This window comes from Pseudomonas sp. Pseu.R1 (assembly GCF_045764065.1).
Classification (GTDB): domain Bacteria; phylum Pseudomonadota; class Gammaproteobacteria; order Pseudomonadales; family Pseudomonadaceae; genus Aquipseudomonas.
Window position 1 is genome coordinate 535424 of the sequence record NZ_JBJGEE020000001.1, and the last position, 18577, is coordinate 554000.

Below are 18577 nucleotides of genomic sequence, written 5' to 3' on the forward strand. Positions count from 1 at the left end.
ATCGAAATATAAATTTTTTACGCTGACACGTTCGTATCACACAACACGTACTACGCTGACTCAACCCTGCTGCGACGAACCTTTCCACTTGCCTGGAATTTTTTACTGTCGCAACAGGTACGAACGCTTTAGCTAGCCCGTCGACGACACGACTGCAGGTTAAAAGAGGCGCACGAGCGTCCAATAAACCTGTTCTGCATTCATCAAGACTAACCGCCTCTTAACCGGAGCCTGATCATGAATAAACTCACCACTGTGGCGGGTGCACCCGTCGTTGATAACCAGAACTCTCAATCGGCTGGCCCCCGTGGCCCGTTGATGCTGCAAGACGTCTGGCTGCTGGAAAAACTGGCGCACTTCGACCGTGAAGTGATCCCGGAGCGTCGCATGCACGCCAAGGGTTCCGGTGCATTTGGCACCTTTACCGTGACCCACGACATCACCCAGTACACCAAGGCCAAGCTGTTTTCCGACATCGGCAAGAAGACCGATATTTTCATCCGTTTCTCCACCGTGGCCGGTGAGCGTGGTGCGGCCGATGCCGAGCGTGATATCCGTGGTTTTGCGGTGAAGTTCTACACCGAGCAAGGCAACTGGGACCTGGTGGGCAACAACACCCCAGTATTCTTCCTGCGTGATCCGCTGAAATTCCCGGACCTGAACCACGCGATCAAACGCGACCCGCGCACCAACATGCGCAGTGCCGACAACAACTGGGACTTCTGGAGCTCGCTGCCTGAAGCGCTGCACCAGGTCACCGTAGTCATGAGCGACCGTGGCCTGCCCAAGTCCTACCGCCACATGCACGGTTTCGGCAGCCACACCTTCAGCTTCATCAGCCCGAACAACGAGCGTTTCTGGGTCAAGTTCACGATGAAAACCCAGCAAGGCATCGAGAACCTCACCGATCAGGAAGCCGCTGATCTGGTGGCCGGTGACCGCGAGACTCACCAACGCGACCTGTACGACGCCATCGAAAACGGCGACTTCCCGCAGTGGAAACTGTTCGTGCAGATCATGCCGGAGAAGGACGCCAACACGTACAGGATCCACCCGTTCGACCTGACCAAAGTCTGGCCGCACGCGGACTACCCGCTGATCGAAGTGGGCACCCTGGAACTGAACCGCAACCCGGAAAACTATTTCCACGACGTGGAACAGGCCGCGTTCAACCCGGCCAACGTGGTGCCGGGCATCAGTTTCTCGCCGGACAAAATGCTGCAAGGCCGTCTGTTCTCCTACGGCGATGCGCAGCGCTACCGTCTGGGCGTGAACCATCACCAGATCCCGGTCAACGCGCCGCAGTGCCCGGTCAACAGCTACCACCGCGATGGCCAGATGCGGGTCAACGCCAACGGCGGCGGCACCATCGGTTACGAGCCCAACAGCAAGGGCGCATGGGTCGAGCAGCCAGACTTCTCCGAACCGCCACTGGAGCTGTATGGCGCGGCGGCGAACTGGGACTTCCGCAAGGACGACGATGACTACTACTCCCAGCCCCGTGCGTTGTTCCGCCTCATGACTCCGGCCCAGCAGCAAGTGCTGTTCGACAACACCGCGCGCGCGTTGGGCGACGCGTCGGCGCAGGTCAAACAGCGTCACATCGACAACTGCACCAAGGCCGATCCTGCCTATGGCGCGGGTGTGGCCGCGGCGATCGAGAAGCTGAGCTAAGCGATAATCAGCGTTGACATCAAAAGGGGTTCAGGCCACGGTACTGAATCCCTTTTTTATTGAGCGCTGCCTGTGGCGCTCGTCGACCTGAGCCTTCGCCATGAACGAACTTCAGCAACTGAATGAAAGCCACGGCCTGTTGCTGGTGTTCGTCAACGTGTTGCTGGAGCAGATCGGCCTGCCGGTCCCGGCCTACCCCACATTGATCGTCACCGGGGCGCTGGCCATGCAAAGCAAGCCGCTGCTGGGCGCCGGGGTGTTGATCGCCATGCTGGCCTGCCTGATTGCCGACACCCTGTGGTATTTCGCGGGCAAGCGCTACGGCAGTGTGCTGCTCAAATCCATCTGCAAGATTTCCCTTTCTCAAGACACCTGCATTCGTCAGGGCCTCAACATCTACGACCGCGTCGGGCCTCGGGCCATGCTGCTGTCCAAATTCTTGCCCGGCGCCGGGGCGCTGGTCACGACGGTGGCGGGGATGAACGCCACGCCGTTCGCGCTGTTCATGCGTTACTCGCTGGCCGGTTCCTTCATCTGGGCAGGTTCCGCGCTGTTGCTGGGCATGCTGTTCACCGACGCCATCATTCCCCTGCTGAGCTGGCTGACCGGCTATCTGCCGGTGGCCATTGTCGCCGTACTGGTGGCGCTGGGCCTGTTCATCGGCTGGAAATACTGGAAGCGGCGTCGCCTGATGGTGCGCACCGCCAAAGTGCCGCGCATCACCGTGCCGCAATTGCTGGCCCTGCGCGACACCGACGACGCGCCGGTAATCATCGATGTGCGTCCGAAATTCCACACCGCCGTGGTCGAGGGCATTCCCGGCGCGTTGTCCATCAGTCTGGAGGAACCCCTCGATCCGTGGGTTCAGCAATTGGGCGATGTGGACATGGTGTTCTATTGCGCCTGCCCTAACGAACTCTCCGCCGCCTTGCTGGCAGAGAAACTGCGGGCGCGAGGGCTGACGCGAGGCAAGGCGCTGGTCGGTGGTCTGGACGCCTGGCGTGATGCGCAGGGTGAACAGGACGCCCCCGGCCAGACCGCAGCCGCCTGAATCACTGGCTATCGATTGACCGAGGCGTTTGCGGCGGACGTTGACATCAAAACATAAGCCCGCAGTATGGCTTGCCTGCGGTGGCGTCCTAAAATTCGCTGCCGCCGGCAAGCCGGACAGCTACAGGGTTCGCGGCGCTGGCGGCTTCTGAATCAATGCAACACACTCTGCAAAAACTGCCGCGTGCGGGGATGCTCCGGCGCGGAGAATATCTGCGCGGGCGGCCCCATTTCGACGATCTTGCCACCATCGAAAAACACCACCCGGTCCGCCACTTCCCGAGCAAAGCCCATTTCGTGGGTGACGACGATCATGGTCATGCCCTCCGCCGCCAGTCCTTTCATCACGCTCAGCACTTCACCAACGGTTTCCGGGTCCAGTGCCGAAGTCGGCTCATCGAACAGCAACAGACGCGGCTTCATCGCCAATGCCCGCACGATCGCCACCCGCTGTTGCTGGCCGCCGGACAGCTCGCTCGGATACCCATCCGCTTTGTGTTTCAAGCCTACTCGATCCAGCAACGCCAGCGCCGTGGCCTGAGCGTCCGCCTTGCTCACGCCCTTGACCTTGACCGGCGCCAGAATCATGTTGGCCATGACCGTCATGTGCGGAAACAGGGTGTAATCCTGAAACACCATGCCGATGTCCTCACGCAGCCGGGCCATGGCTTTGCGGTCGTCAGCGCGAACCGACTCGCCGCCGTCCACCACCACGCTGCCCGCCGAAGGCTCTTCCAGGCTGTTCAGGCAGCGAATGAAGGTCGATTTGCCGGAGCCGCTGGGACCGATGATCACCACCACCTCCCCTTGCGCCACATCCAGGTCCACGCCCTTGACCACCTCCACCGAACCGAAATGTTTGTGCAGCCCACGTACCGTCAGCATGTTGTTCATAGGCCGGCCTGCGCGCGAGTGGCCGCCTGAAGTTTTTCCTGGGCGGCGATGAGGCGATCACGGCGGGCCTGATTGGCCTGACGCTCCAGTTGCAAACGCGCGTTGGCACGCAGCAGGCTCGGACGCAGCGACGACAGCGCAGGCCCACCCGACGAGGCACGGGACTGCACGTTGGCGGTTGGGTCGAGACACTCGCGAACCTTGTCAGCAGGCAGGTTCAGGGCGTGACCCACTTGCTCCATGGCACAGGCATCGACCATGTCGGTGTCAATGCGATGGGCCGGCAAACCGGCGTCCATCGCCATGCGCACGGCAGCGCCGACGATGTGATGGGCTTCGCGGAACGACATGTCTGCTTCGCGCACGATCAGGTCGGCCAATCCTGTGGCGGTCGAGAAATCCTCCCCGGCGCGCTTGACCGCCAATTCGGTGTTGGGCGTGGCGGTGCGCAGCACCAGTTCCAGCAATTTCAGGCAACGCAGGCTCTCTTCAGCCGCCTCCCAGAAGCCACGGGTGCCCTCGCGGTTGGCATCACCGGTGTGGGAGAAGTTGCTGCCCTTGACTGTCACGCTGGCTGCCATCAGCAAGCCAACAATATGTCCGGTGCGGCCTTTGAGGTATTCCAGCACCGTGGGGTTTTTCTTCTGCGGCATGATGCTGGAGGTCGCGGCGACGCTGTCCGGGAAGTCGATGAGGCTGAATTCGTGGGTGCTCCACACGAAATAATCCTGCGCTACACGGCTCCAGAACACCGACAGCAAGCTCAGGTGCGACAAGCTTTCAAGAATGAAGTCCCGCGAACCCACCGCGTCTAGCGCATTGTCCAGGTAACCGTCGAAGCCCAGCAATTCAGCGGTGCGCGCCCGGTCGATGTCGAACGGCGTACCGGCAAAGGCTGCTGCGCCCAGCGGACTTTGGTTCATGGATTCCAGGGTCTGGGTCAGACGCTTGCAGTCGCGCTCCAGCGCCTGCTCCACCGCCGACAGGTAATAGCCATAGGTGATCGGCTGCGCGGGTTGCAAATGGGTGTAACCGGGCATCACCACTTCAGCGAAGACTTCGGCGTTGTTCAGTGCGGTCTGGCGGGTCTGGATCAACAGATCGATCAGTTCCATCAGCACTTCACGGCAACGCAGGCGGTCCAGCGTGGCGAGGATGTCGTTGCGGCTACGACCGGTGTGCAGACGGCCGCCGACATCGGTGCCGATCTGCTCGATCAGGTGCGCTTCATAGTTGAAATAGGCATCTTCGCGGGACGGGTCGAGGGTCACCACACCCGGTCCTGCCGCTTCCATGTCCAGCACGCCTTTGGCCAGCGCTGTGGCGTGCTCGTTGCGGATCAGGCCCTGCTCGGCGAGCATCACGATGTGCGCTTTGTTGACGTTGCCCAGGTTGAGGAAACCGTTGGCAAACCCTTCCAGACGGGGCCGATAGATGTACTCGTTGACCTCAGGGGCGGTGGCTTCTTTCAAGCGACGACTGACTTTGGACTCTTGCATGATCAAACCCTTTAACGAGTGGCGCGCATCGCTGGGCGGCCCAGGCGACGTTCGAGATAACGGCTGAGCCAGCTCAGCAATGAACAGATGGCGAAGTACACCAGCAACACCGCGCCATAGACGGCGAATGCGGGGCTGACGCCGGTCATGACCGTAGAGCGTTCGACGATGATCTGGCCGACCTTGAGAAACTCACTGACGCCCACCAGTGCGCCCAGCGAGGTGGCCTGCACCAGCATGGTCAGAAGCCCGGTGTACGCAGGCAGAATCGCCTTCATCGATTGCGGGGCAATCACGTGCAGGTAGATCTGCCAGGGGCGCAGGCCGAGGGTCCAGGCGCTTTTCCACTGGTGCCGGTTGACCGACTCCAGCCCGCCGCGAACGATCTCGATGCCGTTGGCGCTGCCCCACAAGGTCAACCCGGTGACCACCGCTGCAAACGGACTCAGGTCAAGGCCGAACATCGGCGCACCGAAGAAGATGAAGAACACGTTGACGATCAGCGGAATCGAGCGGAACAGCTCGACATAGCCGTGAATCGCCCACCACAGCACGCGGTTTTTCAGGGTGGCGAGGACGCCGAACACCGCCGAAATGAGCGTGGTGAACAGCAGGATCACCAGCGCCAGGCGCACGGTCATCCAAAGCCCCTTGAGCACGAAACCCCAGTTCTCAATCAAAAAATTCATCGGGGCCTCAGTGCCTGAACGGCCGTTGCAGGTGGGCGGACAGACGACCGGTCGCCAGCGACAGAATCGCCACCAGCAGCAGGTACATCACACAAATCGCACTGAACATCTCGATGGCGCGGAAATCCGTGGCAATGCGGTCCACCGCCACGAAGGTCAGCTCAGCCAGCCCGATGGCCTGCAGGTACGACGAGTTCTTCAGCAGCGAAATCGAAGTGTTGAGCACCGCAGGCAGGCTGGTGCGAAAGGCAATCGGCAAGGCCACCAGATAGAAGTACTGGTGCGTCTTCAAGCTCAGGGCCATGCTCGCCTCACGCATCTTGTGCTCCACCGTGGCCAGCCCGCCGCGCATGTTTTCCACCTGATAGGCGCCCGCCCACAGCGACAGGCACAGCACGCCAGACCAGAACAGCGACAGCTCCGTGCCGATCGCAGGCAGCCCGTAGAAGATGAAAAACAACTGCACCAGAATCGGCGTGTTGCGGATGAGCTCGACGTACAGCACCACGATCTGCGACAGCAGCGGGATGCGGAAAGCCCGCACCGCGCCGCCCAGCACGCCGATCAACAGCGAGCAGCCGATGGCCAGCAGCGAGACCCGCAGCGTCATCAACACGCCGTTGAGCAAGGCGGGCCATTGCGCCAACAGGTAATTGAAATCGAAATCCATGACGGCGCCCGATCAGAGTTTTTCTTCAGGCTTGGCCTGTTCGAACACGCTCAGGTAGTAGCTCTGGATGTTCTCGGGCACGTATTGCTGAACCCAACCACGGAACAACTTCTCTTCGTGCATTTTGGCCACGGCGGCGCTCAGGTAGTCACGAAACGCTTCGTCGTTCTTGCGCACGCCAATGGCCGCGTCGGAAATCTGGAACGGTTCGTTGATCAGGCGCGCGTCGCCGTCGTTGGCGGCGACCACCACCAGCGTCGCGGCGTCGTGGGTGTAGGCGTCGGCGCGGCCTTGGCGGAAGGTCTGCAAGGCGTCGGCGGCGCTGTTCATGCGCAGGGTCTTGACCTCGGGCATGTGGTCTTCGAACCACTTGGCCTGCACCGAGCCTTTGAGGGTGGCGAGGGTCTTGCCGTTGAGGTCTTTGATGGATTTGATCGGGCTGTCTTTCTTGACCGCCACGTCACTGGCGCCCCAGCGATATGGCGTGGTGAAGTCGATGACCCGCTGACGTTCCGGGGTGACGCCCAATGTCGCGATGAGGAAATCGACCTTGCGGCCCAGCAGTTGCGGCACGCGGTTTTCAGCAGTGACGCAGGTGAAGGTCACTTTGTCCTTGGAGCCAAGGGCCCAAAGCGCGATCTGCCTGGACATTTCCACTTCCACCCCGGCGAAATCGCCGTTGCCGTTCTGGAAGCCGTAAGGAGGTTGGTCGCAACGCACACCGGCACGCAGTTGACCGGCTTCCTTGACTTCATCGGGCACGGGCGGAAGGTCCACCGCCCAGGCGCTTGCCACGCCAGCGAGAGAGACACATGAGAGCGCCACAGCACGAACGAGCACATTCAACGAAAACGACATATTGCCTCCTGGTTGGCTACCAGCGCGACGACGCACCGCGGGTCATCGCGCGACGATTTCAAGGGCAGATTTTTTTGAGGGTCATGCAGCGCGGTATGGAGTGAGTAGGGCGCGCCTGAGCACCGTGTCCGTCTGCGCGAACTGTCGGTGTCGAAAACAGTTATAAAGCCTCTGGCTCATGCCAACAAATGACAATACATTGGTCGTCCATACCAAATTGATATGCCCTCATGAACTTCAAACAAGTCGAAGCCTTCCGCGCCGTGATGTTGAGCGGCTCGATGACCGCCGCTGCCGAGTCCCTGCACACCTCGCAACCCAACGTCAGCCGCCTGATTGCGCAACTGGAACGGGGCAGCGGCTTCAAGCTGTTCGAGCGTGTCGGCGGGCGGTTGCTGCCAACCGATGAAGGCGCGGCGTTGTTCGATGACGTGCAACGGGCGTTCATTGGCTTGCAGAGTATTGAGGAGTCGGCGCAGAACATTCGCCGGGGCGGGACGGGTCAGTTGCGCATTGCGGCGGTGCCTTCGCTGTCACTGACGTTGCTGCCCAAAGTGATACAGCGCTTTCGTCAGGAGAACCCGGAAGCGGCGATCTCGATTCACACCAACGACTCACCGATGGTGGCGCATTGGGCGGCCTCGCAGTTCTGCCACGTGGGGCTGGCCTCCTATGTCGGTGAAGGCATGCCGGGGGTGCGCACGCGCAAGATCTGCGACGTGCCGGGGGTGTGCGTGTTTCCCAAAGGCCATCGGCTCGCCGCGCTGACGTCGGTGAAGCCGGAGGATCTGCACGGCGAGGAGTTCATCTCGCTGTCGCAGAACGACGGCTCGCGCACCCGCGTGGACCGTGCGTTCAGCGCCGACAAGGAATACCGCAAGCTGAACGTGGAAACGCCTTACGCGGCGACCGTTTGCTCGCTGGTGGCGTTGGGGCTGGGGGTGAGCATTGTCAGCCCGATGGTGGCGCGTGAGTACCTGCACATGGGCATCGAAACCCGCGCCTTTACCCCGCAGATCCGGTTTTCAACCTACCTGCTGCTGCCCGAAGACCGCCCGCAAAGCCTGTTGAGCCAGCGCTTCAGCGTGTTGATCGAGGAGATGCTCACCGAGGCGAGCAAGGAGTGGGAGGTGTGAAGCCTTCGTCCGAACGCGGCCCGAGCGGTCGTTCCGTTCCGGCAGTTTCCACAGAATCTGTGTAGGTCCTGAATCCATGGGTCAACACACATCACTGTGGGAGCCGGCTTGCTGGCGAAGGCGTCATGTCAGTCAACGAGATATCGACTGATGTACCGCTTTCGCCAGCAAGCCGGCTCCCACACGATGTGTGCCAACTTTACTAACTGGTCAAGCCAGCAGGATCAAATCCCCTGCAACGCCAGGTCCATCGCGAAATAGGTAAAGATCAAATCCGCACCGGCACGCTTGATCGCGCCGAGGCTTTCGCGCACCACGCGGCCTTCGTCGATGGCCCCGGCCTGAGCACCAAACTTGATCATCGCGTACTCACCACTCACCTGATACGCCGCCAGCGGCAGCTTCGAGGCTTCGCGGATGTCGCGGATGATGTCCAGATACGCGCCCGCTGGCTTGACCATCAGCGCATCAGCGCCTTCGGCTTCGTCCAGCAGCGACTCGCGCAGGGCTTCGCGGCGGTTCATCGGGTTCATCTGGTAGGTCTTGCGGTCACCCTTGAGCGCCGAACCACCGGCCTCGCGAAACGGGCCGTACAGCGACGAGGCGAATTTGGTCGAATAGGCCATGATCGGCGTCTGGGTGAAACCGGCTGCGTCCAGCGCGGTGCGGATGGCCTTGATCTGGCCGTCCATCGCTGCCGACGGCGCAATCACGTCAGCGCCTGCGCGAGCAGCCATGACCGCCTGTTTGCCGAGGTTTTCGATGGTGGCGTCGTTGTCGACATGACCGTCGTGCAGCACACCGCAGTGGCCGTGGTCGGTGTACTCGCAGAAGCAAGTGTCGGACATCACGATCATTTCCGGCACCGCGTCTTTGATGGTGCGAGAGATACGCGACACCAGACCGTTTTCCTGCCAGGTGTCACTGCCCGTGGCGTCCAGGTGATGCGAAACGCCAAACGTCATCACCGACTTGATCCCGGCGCGGGCATAACGCTCGACTTCCTGGGCCAGCTTCGACTCGGGAATGCGGCTCACGCCCGGCATGCTGTTGATTGGCACGAAATCGTCGACTTCTTCTTCGACGAAGATCGGCAGCACCAGATCGTTCAGGGTGAATTCGGTTTCCTGGAACAGCGCGCGAAAGTTGGCATTGCTGCGCAGGCGACGTGGACGGGCGGCGGGAAACAGACTGGACATGGCAGTTCCTGATCAAAAATGGCGAAAAGCGACCCGCTTGATACCGCCAGGTCGTCATCAATGGCGCGAAGCTTATTCCTGCCCCGCTTCGGATTCAAATATCGGGGCGATAAAGACAATTGTCGTGCCCGCAACAATTCAGCGACTGGCATCGAACGAATTCACCGCCCCATCGGTCATTTATCGGAAGCAGCTTTCATTCCCGGCTGCGCGACCTCTGTGGCGGGGCCTGCCTTGAACACCTCTTCCGAACACCGTAACAACCGCTCGCTGGACGGCCTCAACTTCTTCCTCGCCGACGTGCGCGACGGGCTGGGGCCGTATCTGGCGATTTACCTGCTGGCGGTGCACAAGTGGGACCCGGCCAGCATTGGTCTGGTGATGACGATTGCCGGTATAGCCGCTTTGCTCACCCAGACGCCAGCGGGTGCGCTGATTGACCGCACCCGTAGCAAGCGTCTGGTGGTGGTGATCGCAGCGCTGGTGGTGACAGCCAGTTGTCTGGTGTTGCCTTTCATCAGCAGCTTTACTTGGGTGGCATTGACCCAAAGCCTGAGCGCGATTGCCGGCTCCGTGTTCGCCCCGGCTATTGCCGCGATTTCACTGGGCATCACCGGCCCCAAGGCCTTTACCCGACGCACCGGGCGCAACGAAACCTGGAACCACGCAGGCAATGCCTGCGCGGCGCTGCTGGCCGGAGGCCTGTCCTGGTTGTTCGGGCCGATTGCGGTGTTTTATTTGATGGCGTTCATGGCGGTGGCCAGCGTGGTGGCAATCAGTTTCGTCGACGCGAACGCCATTGATCACGATGTCGCTCGGGGTTTCGACCCCGCGCGAGACAGCGCCCATGAATCACCCAGTGGCCTGTCGGTGCTGATGCACAACCGGCCACTGATGATCTTCGCCATCTGCTGCGGACTGTTTCATCTGGCCAACGCCGCCATGTTGCCGTTGGTCAGCCAAAAGCTCTCGCAGATCGACCTGAACCTGGCAACTCCCCTGACCTCGGCCTGCATCGTCGCCGCGCAACTGGTGATGGTGCCAGTGGCCTGGCTGGTGGGCGCCAAGGCCGACAATTGGGGGCGCAAACCGTTGCTGCTGGCAGGCTTCATTATTCTGCCATTGCGCGGCGTGCTCTATGTGCTCTCGGACAATCCGTGGTGGCTGGTGGGCGTGCAATTGCTGGACGGCATCGGCGCCGGGGCGTTCGGTGCGCTGATGCCGCTGGTGGTCAAGGACCTGACCCACGGCAGCGGCCGTTTCAACGTGAGCCTTGGCGCGATCTCAACAGTGTTCGGCCTCGGCGCTGCCCTGAGCAATGGACTAGCGGGCCTGGTGATCCGCGAAGCCGGGTACAGCGCTGCGTTCCTCACGCTGGCCGCCATCGCCGCGCTCGCGTTCGTGCTGTTGTGGCTCGGTGTTCCCGAAACAGGCAAGCGTGTGGAACCCGCGACGGAGGCAGGACTGCCCGGGGCAGCCGCAGGTTCTTGAAGCGTCGTCAGCCTTGTGGATCGCTGCTGGCGCCCTCGCCCAGTTCGCGCTGCATGATCACCGTGTCGAGCCAGCGACCGTGCTTGAAACCCACAGACTGGAACACCCCGACAGTGCGAAAGCCCAGTCGCTGGTGCAGGCGAATCGAGGCGACGTTTTCGCTGTTGCCGATGATCGCGACCATCTGCCGCCGTCCATCGTCGGTGCATCGCTGAACCACCGCCTCAAGCAGCCGCTGGCCGATGCCCAGTCCTGCCATCCCCTCACGCACGTAGACCGAATCTTCGACGGTGAAGCGATAAGCCGGACGCGGCCGGTACAGGGTCGCATAGGCATACCCCACCACCTCGCCGTCGCGCTCGGCTACCAGATAAGGCAGCCCGTTACCCAGAATATCAGCGCGCCGTTGCAGCATCTGCGCCAGGCTTGGCGGGTCCAGCTCGAAACTGGCGGTGCCATGAATCACATGGTGCGCATAGATCGCCTGCACCGTTGGCATGTCGTCTTCGTGGGCGTTGCGCAGGATTAGAGGCGTTGACATGGACACTCTTCTTCAAAAATACGATAAGGGGTGGAGCACAGGATACTCATTCACCTAGTTCATTTGGGTTTAGAATGCCGCCCTTCTTCACTGCCGACCCTCGCCCTTCGAATGAACGCCGACGCACTCAACACCCTCAATGAGCACCTGCTCGCCGCCCTCGCCCCGGCACCTGCCGAAACCCGTCGCCTGTTCCATGGCCGTGGACGTCGCTGGCCAGGTCTTGAGCAACTGACGGTGGACTGGATGCAGGGCGTGGTGTTGGTGTCGCTGTTCAAGGAGCCAGCAGTCGATGATCTGGATGCCTTGAAACACCTGCTGACAGCACTGACTCAGACCCCGGTCTGGGCGAACAGCCAGGCCCGCGCCCTGTTGTTGCAACACCGCTACCTGCCCGACAGCACCACTGAAGCCCTGTTCGGCGAGATGCCGGAGCAATGGCAACTGAGCGAAGGCGGCCTGCGCTACCTCGTGGATTTCGGCAAAAAGCAGAACACCGGGCTGTTTCTCGACATGCGCCATGGTCGCGACTGGGTGCGGGCCAACGCCTGCGGTCAACGTATCCTGAACCTGTTTGCCTACACCTGCGGCTTTTCGGTGGCCGCCATCGAGGGCGGTGCGGCCTTCGTGGTCAACCTCGACATGTCCCGTGCGGCGCTCAACCGGGGTCGCGACAACCATCGCCTCAATGGCCACGACATGAGCAAGGTGCGCTTCCTCGACCACGAGCTCTTCAAATCCTGGGGCAAGGTGAAAAACGCCGGGCCGTATGATCTGGTGATCATCGATCCACCGTCGTTTCAGAAAGGCAGCTTTCTGCTGACCAAGGATTACCAGCGCGTGCTGCGCAAATTGCCCGAGCTGCTGACACCCGACGCAACGGTGCTCGCCTGCATGAATGACCCGGCGTTGGGGCCGGACTTTCTGATCGGTGAAATGGCGCGGGAGGCACCGGGGCTGCATTTCGAACAACGCATCGAAAACCCGCCGGAATTCGCCGACATCGAGCCGGAAGGCGGACTCAAGGCGTTGGTGTTTCGCCAGGGCTGAAACCCGTTTTGACGGGCCATGTACTGACAAACAGGGATCAGTGCCAGCCTCTCGACATCACGCAACGTTTGCGCAAACGGGTCAGGAATGCGATATTCGCAACCGCGAACGATTCTCATAAAGTCCTTTTCATCACAGCATTCCCATGACCCCGACTCTGCTGCTGGTCGAAGATGACGCGCGCCTGCGCCACGATCTGAACCTGCATTTTAAAAAGCGCGGCTTTGCCGTGACCGCCTGCCAGTCCGGCCATCAGGGGCTGGCCGCCGTGCGCAGCACCCGCTTCGATCTGGCCTTGCTGGACATCATGTTGCCGGGCATGGACGGCCTGTCACTGCTTGAAGCCTTGCGTGACGTCGATGACACCCCCGTGATGCTGATGTCCGCATTGGGCGCCGAGCAGGACCGGATCACCGGCTTCACCCGAGGTGCCGACGACTACCTGCCCAAGCCCTTCAGCCTCGCCGAACTGGATGCCCGCGCCAACGCGCTGATGCGCCGCATGGCGCGCACTCAGGTGGCCAAAGCACCTCGCGAAGAAGCCGCCGTACAATTCGATGACCACGTGCAGGATGTGGTTCATGATCAGCAACGCGCGGGCTTGACCCATTCCGAGTATCGTCTGCTGGTGACCCTGCGCGAACACGCCGGGGAAGCCCTGAGCAAACCGTTTCTCTATCAGCACGTCCTGCATCGCATCTACACCCGGCTGGATCGCGGGCTGGATGTCCACGTCTGCAACCTGCGGCGCAAACTGGCCTCCATCGGCGTGCAGCACCTGCAAATTCAGGCGGTCCGGGGTCAGGGTTATATCTTGATCGACGCGAACATCGACGTGAATGGGGCCTGATGCGCCGCCATCCTCTGCTGTGGAAGCTGGCGCTTCTACAGATTTCCTTCTGCCTGCTGCTGACCTGGATCATCTGGACCTGGGGCCTTTCGGCTGAGCGCAGCACTTACTTTCTGGATCAGGCCGACCGTCTTTACCTGGCCCGCTACGCGCAGCAGGCCGAAGGCATCTGGCACAACGAGGGCAATGCGGGCGTCGAGCGCTTCCGTCAACAACTGTCCCACGAAGAAGACACGTGGGTGGCGGTCATCGGGCCGCATCTGGAGAGCCTGGGCACCACGCCGCTGACAGCGCTGGAATCGAGCCATCTGACGTTCATGCGCAAGCTCGACTGGCCCATGAGCCGACGCCTTCAGGATGAGCTGCCGTTTGTCAGCATCGAGTTTCCCGACGCACCGGAGCAAGGCCGACTGGTGATGCAATTGCCCGAGCGTCTTTTGCCCACCGGCCTGACGCCCTGGACCCACGTGCTCAGCCACGGCGTGGTGCCGACCCTGCTCGCGGCGTTGCTGGGGCTTTTGATCTATCGCCATCTGGTGGTGCCGCTCAACCAACTGCGCGATCGCGCCGACAGCCTGCGGGCCGATGATCTGGACAGCGAAGGACCTGGCGTGCCCCTCATGGCGCGTCGCGACGAATTGGGCGAACTGGCCAGCGCGTTCGAGCACATGGCAGACCGTCTGCGCCACAGCCTCAACCAGCAACGACTGCTGTTGCGCACTCTGTCTCATGAACTGCGAACGCCACTGGCGCGGCTGCGCATCGCTCACGACAGCGAGTTGCCCCCCGACCAATTGCGCGAGCGGCTGGACCGGGAAATCGGCGACATGCAGCGCTTGCTGGAAGACACTTTGGACCTTGCCTGGCTCGACACCGAACGCCCACAACTGCCCACGGAGCCTGTGTTGATGCTGTCGATCTGGGAGGCGCTGTGTGAAGACGCCTGTTTCGAAAGCGGCTGGCCTGCGCAACGACTGATTTGCTTGCTGAGCACCGATTGCTGCGTGCAGGTGCACCTGGACAGCGTGGCGCAAGCGCTGGAAAACCTGTTGCGCAATGCGATCCGTTTCTCACCCGAAAACGGCAAGGTCACCCTCACCGGCTGGCGCGAGGATGATCACTGGCACCTGTGCCTGCAAGACGAAGGGCCGGGCGTGGCGGAGACGGATCTGGAGCGGATCTTCGTGCCCTATCAGCGACTGGACAACAACACCGAGGGCTTCGGCCTGGGCCTGGCCATCGCCCGCCGCGCGGTGCAATTGCAGGGCGGCAGGTTGTGGGCCAGCAATGGCGCGCCGGGGCTGATCATGCACATGACATTGCCAGTGGCGCGTTGAATATGGACCTCCCCACAGGCCCAGCGGCGAATAACAGATTTTGATCCAATCGGTCTTTGTGGGAGCCGGGGAGTGCTGGCGAATTCGCGCTGTCATTCAATACATCGGCGTCTGTCAAACCCCATTCGCCAGCAAGCCGGCTCCCACAGCGATCGCGTCGGGTCCATTCCTCTTGTTCGCCACCGCACCTGTGGGAACCGCCTCTGGTGGCGAATGCAGTTGACCAGCCAACACTGAGTTTCCCGCAGATTCAGCGTCGGCCGCACTGCAAAGTGTTTAGAAAGTTAATGCGCTTTACTCGCAAACGCCATTTATTATCATCCGTGATCTTCTCGCGTCACGTCGTTCCCTCGGAGATCATCGATGTCGTTTCGTCCCCTGCCTGCCTTCATCCCGTTTGCGCTGCTGTCCAGTTGCCTGCTTGCCACTGCCGTGCACGCCGCTACCCAGCCTGACACTTCAACAGCGCTCCAGTTGCCCGAGCAGAACGTGGTCGCCACGGCGGAGGAAGAAATCAAACAGGCGCCCGGCGTATCGGTGATCACCGCCGAAGACATCAAGAAGCGTCCGCCGTCCAACGACCTGTCGCAGATCATCCGTACCATGCCGGGCGTGAACCTCACCGGTAACTCCAGCAGCGGCCAGCGCGGAAACAACCGCCAGATCGACATTCGCGGCATGGGGCCGGAAAACACCCTGATTCTGGTGGACGGCAAGCCGGTCGGCAGCCGCAACTCGGTGCGCTATGGCTGGCGCGGCGAGCGGGACAGTCGCGGCGACACCAACTGGGTGCCTGCGGAAATGGTCGAGCGCATCGAAGTCATCCGAGGCCCCGCCGCCGCGCGCTACGGAAACGGCGCAGCAGGCGGTGTGGTCAACATCATCACCAAAAAAGCCGGTGCCGAGACCCACGGCAGCGCCACGGTCTACACGTCGTTCCCCACCCACAAGGACGAAGGCGCCACCAAGCGCATGAACTTCGGCCTGAGCGGGCCGCTCACCGACACCCTCAGTTATCGGGTGTACGGCAACGTCGCCAAAACCGACGCCGACGATGCCGACATCAACGAAGGCCACGAATCCCTGCGCATCGGCAACCAGGTCGGCACCCTGCCCGCAGGCCGTGAAGGTGTGCGCAACAAGGACGTCAACGGCATGCTCAGTTGGCGCCTCACCCCGGAACAAACCCTGGAGGTCGAAGCCGGTTTCAGTCGTCAGGGCAACATCTACACCGGCGACACCCAGAACACCAACACCAACGCCACGGTGAACAGCCTGCTGGGTCACGAAACCAACCGCAGCTACCGCGAAACCTACTCGGTCACCCATCGCGGCGACTGGGATTTCGGCACCAGCCTGGCCTACCTGCAATATGAAAAAACCCGCAACCGGCGGATCAACGAAGGCTTGGCGGGCGGCACCGAAGGTATCTTCAGCAACAGCGATTTCTACACCGCCACCCTGCACGACCTGACCGCCCACGGCGAGGTCAACCTGCCGTTGCACGCAGGCTTCGACCAGACGCTGACGCTGGGTACCGAGTGGGTCGAGCAGAAACTCGATGACCCCAGCGCCAACACTCAGACCACCACCGAAGGTGGCGCCGTCAGCGGCCTGAGCAGCACCGGCCGTGACACCACCTCCGAAGCACACATTTTCTCGGTCTTCGCCGAAGACAACATCGAACTGTTCCCCGGCACCATGCTCACACCGGGCCTGCGCTTCGACCATCACGACATCGTCGGCGACAACTGGAGCCCGTCGCTGAACCTGTCCCACGCACTGACCGACACCCTGACCCTCAAGGCTGGTATTGCCCGGGCCTACAAAGCGCCGAACCTCTATCAACTGAACCCCAACTACCTGCTCTACTCCCGTGGCCAGGGTTGCTACGGCCAGACCACCAGTTGCTACCTGCAAGGCAACGACAGCCTCAAGGCCGAGACCAGCGTCAACAAGGAGCTGGGGATCGAGTACACCTCCAACGGCTGGGTCGCGGGCCTGACCTACTTTCGCAACGACTACAAGAACAAGATCGAGTCGGGGCTGAGCCCGATCAGCAGCGCCACCGGCGGCACCGGCACCTATGCCAACGCGGCGGTGTACCAGTGGGACAACGTGCCCAAGGCGCTGGTCGAGGGGCTGGAAGGCAACCTGACCATTCCGTTGGCCGAAGAACTGACTTGGACCAACAACTTCACCTACATGCTCCAATCGAAAAACAAGGAAACCGGTGACGTGCTTTCGGTGACGCCGAAGTACACCCTGAACTCGATGCTCGACTGGCAGGCCACCAACGACCTGTCGTTCCAGACCAGCGTGGCGTGGTACGGCAAACAGACGCCGAAAAAATACGACTACCACGGCAACCGTGTGACCGGCAGCGCCAACAACCAATTGTCGCCATACGCCATCGTCGGGGTCAGCGGCACCTACGCCATCACCAAAAACTTGAGCCTGACCACCGGCGTCGACAACCTGTTCGACAAGCGCCTGTTCCGTGAAGGCAACGCCCAGGGCGTGACCAACATCGACGGTGCGGGCGCCGCGACCTACAACGAACCGGGCCGCACGCTGTACACCAGCCTGACCGCATCGTTCTGATCCTGACGAGACCGCCTGATGAACGCGTTGATGAGACCTCTGGCGCTCGTCCTCCTGTTGACCGCACCGGGGCTGACCACCCTGGCGCGGCCTGCTCCGGACCAGCCAATGGACACGCAGATCCTGCAACGCCAGGACCTGCCGTACACCTTCAATACCCTTGATTTCGACTCCGCAGACCGCCAGCGCCACTACCGCCTGTGGATCGGCAAACCGAACCGTCCGGCGCCAGCGCAGGGCTATCCGTCACTGTGGATGCTGGATGGCAATGCGGCCGTCGGTGCACTGGATGAAGACCTGCTCAAACGACTGGCCAAGGGGCGCGCACCGCTGCTGGTGGCCATCGGTTACCAGACGCCACTGCGCATCGAACGCAGTGCGCGTACGCGGGATTACACCCCGCTACGCAACGGTGTCGCGGAACAGAAAGACCCGCTGACCAACGTGCCCAGCGGCGGTGCCGACGCGTTTCTCGACCTGTTGCAGAACCGGATGCGTCCGCAGGTCCAGGAGCAGGTGAAACTGAACGCCCATGACCAGACACTGTGGGGGCACTCCTATGGCGGATTGCTGGTGCTGCACACGCTGTTCACCCGGCCACAGATGTTCAATCACTACGCGGCGGCCAGCCCGTCGTTGTGGTGGGATGAGCCGTTAATCACTGCCGAAAGCCAGCATTTGAAATCGCCCCACGCCAGCCTGTTGCTGATGCGTGGCACGGCAGAGCCTGCCACACCACAGGCCCCGCTTGCCGCCAAGCCGGATCGACTGGCCCGGCAAATGGTGGCGCGGCTGAGCAACGTAAAAGGCCTGAAACTGGAGTACCACGCCTTCGACGGCATGAGCCATGGCGAGACATTGCCCGCGTCGCTGCGCTACGTGATGGAGCGGGCGTACTGCCGATAACGCACCCATCGTCCGTTCAGGTCACCCCGCCTTGTAGCCGTTCGGCATGCCGACGGTAGCGTCCTGAAATCGCTGCCGCCGACAAACCGGGCGGCTACGAAGCGCTCGCGCCATTCGCAACTATGCTTT

16 protein-coding genes are annotated in these 18577 nt (G+C 61.6%); 9 read left to right on the forward strand and 7 right to left on the reverse strand.

Going from position 1 to position 18577, the window contains the following annotated elements; translation table 11 throughout:
* Positions 1 to 237 precede the first annotated feature (237 nt).
* Both ACI5GA_RS02625 and ACI5GA_RS02630 read left to right on the forward strand, forming a co-directional pair.
* A complete protein-coding gene (locus ACI5GA_RS02625; RefSeq protein WP_421421541.1) occupies positions 238 to 1674 on the forward strand; it encodes a catalase in 1437 nt (478 codons plus the stop codon).
* Positions 1675 to 1774: 100 nt separating this feature from the next.
* Positions 1775 to 2725: a VTT domain-containing protein gene (locus ACI5GA_RS02630; protein WP_404632272.1), complete on the forward strand. Its 951-nt coding sequence runs from the start codon at positions 1775 to 1777 to the stop codon at positions 2723 to 2725.
* Between the two features lie 152 nt (positions 2726 to 2877).
* On the opposite strand, the gene ACI5GA_RS02635 is transcribed toward ACI5GA_RS02630, so the two are convergent.
* From ACI5GA_RS02635 to ACI5GA_RS02655, 5 genes are read right to left on the reverse strand one after another with little or no spacing between them, the layout of a single operon-like run.
* Entirely contained in the window at positions 2878 to 3618 is a 741-nt protein-coding gene (locus tag ACI5GA_RS02635) for an amino acid ABC transporter ATP-binding protein (protein WP_404632274.1), read from the reverse strand.
* Positions 3615 to 5117: an argininosuccinate lyase gene (gene argH / locus ACI5GA_RS02640; protein WP_404632276.1), complete on the reverse strand. Its 1503-nt coding sequence runs from the start codon at positions 5115 to 5117 to the stop codon at positions 3615 to 3617. The genes ACI5GA_RS02635 and argH overlap by 4 nt, the downstream gene beginning before the upstream one ends.
* 11 nt (positions 5118 to 5128) lie before the next feature.
* Positions 5129 to 5806: an amino acid ABC transporter permease gene (locus ACI5GA_RS02645; RefSeq protein ID WP_404632278.1), complete on the reverse strand. Its 678-nt coding sequence runs from the start codon at positions 5804 to 5806 to the stop codon at positions 5129 to 5131.
* A 7-nt stretch (positions 5807 to 5813) separates the two neighbouring features.
* A complete protein-coding gene (locus tag ACI5GA_RS02650) occupies positions 5814 to 6476 on the reverse strand; it encodes an amino acid ABC transporter permease (protein WP_421421543.1) in 663 nt (220 codons plus the stop codon).
* A gap of 12 nt (positions 6477 to 6488) precedes the next feature.
* Positions 6489 to 7334: a transporter substrate-binding domain-containing protein gene (locus ACI5GA_RS02655; protein WP_421421546.1), complete on the reverse strand. Its 846-nt coding sequence runs from the start codon at positions 7332 to 7334 to the stop codon at positions 6489 to 6491.
* Between the two features lie 230 nt (positions 7335 to 7564).
* On the opposite strand from ACI5GA_RS02655, the gene ACI5GA_RS02660 reads away from it, so the two are divergent.
* A complete protein-coding gene (locus ACI5GA_RS02660; protein WP_421421547.1) occupies positions 7565 to 8470 on the forward strand; it encodes a LysR substrate-binding domain-containing protein in 906 nt (301 codons plus the stop codon).
* A 224-nt stretch (positions 8471 to 8694) separates the two neighbouring features.
* On the opposite strand, the gene hemB is transcribed toward ACI5GA_RS02660, so the two are convergent.
* Entirely contained in the window at positions 8695 to 9669 is a 975-nt protein-coding gene (gene hemB / locus ACI5GA_RS02665) for a porphobilinogen synthase (RefSeq protein WP_404632286.1), read from the reverse strand.
* 234 nt (positions 9670 to 9903) lie between these two features.
* On the opposite strand from hemB, the gene ACI5GA_RS02670 reads away from it, so the two are divergent.
* The gene (locus ACI5GA_RS02670) at positions 9904 to 11160 is read left to right on the forward strand and encodes an MFS transporter (protein WP_421421550.1); all 1257 of its coding nucleotides are present in this window, start codon (positions 9904 to 9906) and stop codon (positions 11158 to 11160) included.
* A 7-nt stretch (positions 11161 to 11167) separates the two neighbouring features.
* Here ACI5GA_RS02670 and ACI5GA_RS02675 read toward each other — a convergent pair whose 3' ends face one another.
* Positions 11168 to 11701 carry a GNAT family N-acetyltransferase gene (locus ACI5GA_RS02675; protein ID WP_404632290.1) on the reverse strand — a complete coding sequence of 178 codons (534 nt, stop codon included), beginning with the start codon at positions 11699 to 11701 and terminating at the stop codon, positions 11168 to 11170.
* Between the two features lie 111 nt (positions 11702 to 11812).
* Between ACI5GA_RS02675 and ACI5GA_RS02680 the strand changes: the two genes are divergently transcribed.
* From ACI5GA_RS02680 to ACI5GA_RS02700, 5 genes are all read left to right on the forward strand, one after another.
* Positions 11813 to 12751 (forward strand): class I SAM-dependent methyltransferase, encoded by a 939-nt coding sequence (locus ACI5GA_RS02680; RefSeq protein WP_404632292.1) that lies wholly within the window; start codon positions 11813 to 11815, stop codon positions 12749 to 12751.
* Positions 12752 to 12896: 145 nt separating this feature from the next.
* The gene (locus ACI5GA_RS02685; protein WP_421421552.1) at positions 12897 to 13601 is read left to right on the forward strand and encodes a response regulator transcription factor; all 705 of its coding nucleotides are present in this window, start codon (positions 12897 to 12899) and stop codon (positions 13599 to 13601) included.
* Positions 13601 to 14938: a HAMP domain-containing sensor histidine kinase gene (locus ACI5GA_RS02690; protein ID WP_421421554.1), complete on the forward strand. Its 1338-nt coding sequence runs from the start codon at positions 13601 to 13603 to the stop codon at positions 14936 to 14938. The genes ACI5GA_RS02685 and ACI5GA_RS02690 overlap by 1 nt, the downstream gene beginning before the upstream one ends.
* Before the next feature lie 363 nt (positions 14939 to 15301).
* Entirely contained in the window at positions 15302 to 17542 is a 2241-nt protein-coding gene (locus ACI5GA_RS02695; RefSeq protein WP_421421556.1) for a TonB-dependent siderophore receptor, read from the forward strand.
* An 18-nt stretch (positions 17543 to 17560) separates the two neighbouring features.
* Complete coding sequence (locus ACI5GA_RS02700; protein ID WP_421421558.1) at positions 17561 to 18448, forward strand: alpha/beta hydrolase; 888 nt, start codon at positions 17561 to 17563, stop codon at positions 18446 to 18448.
* Positions 18449 to 18577 lie beyond the last annotated feature (129 nt).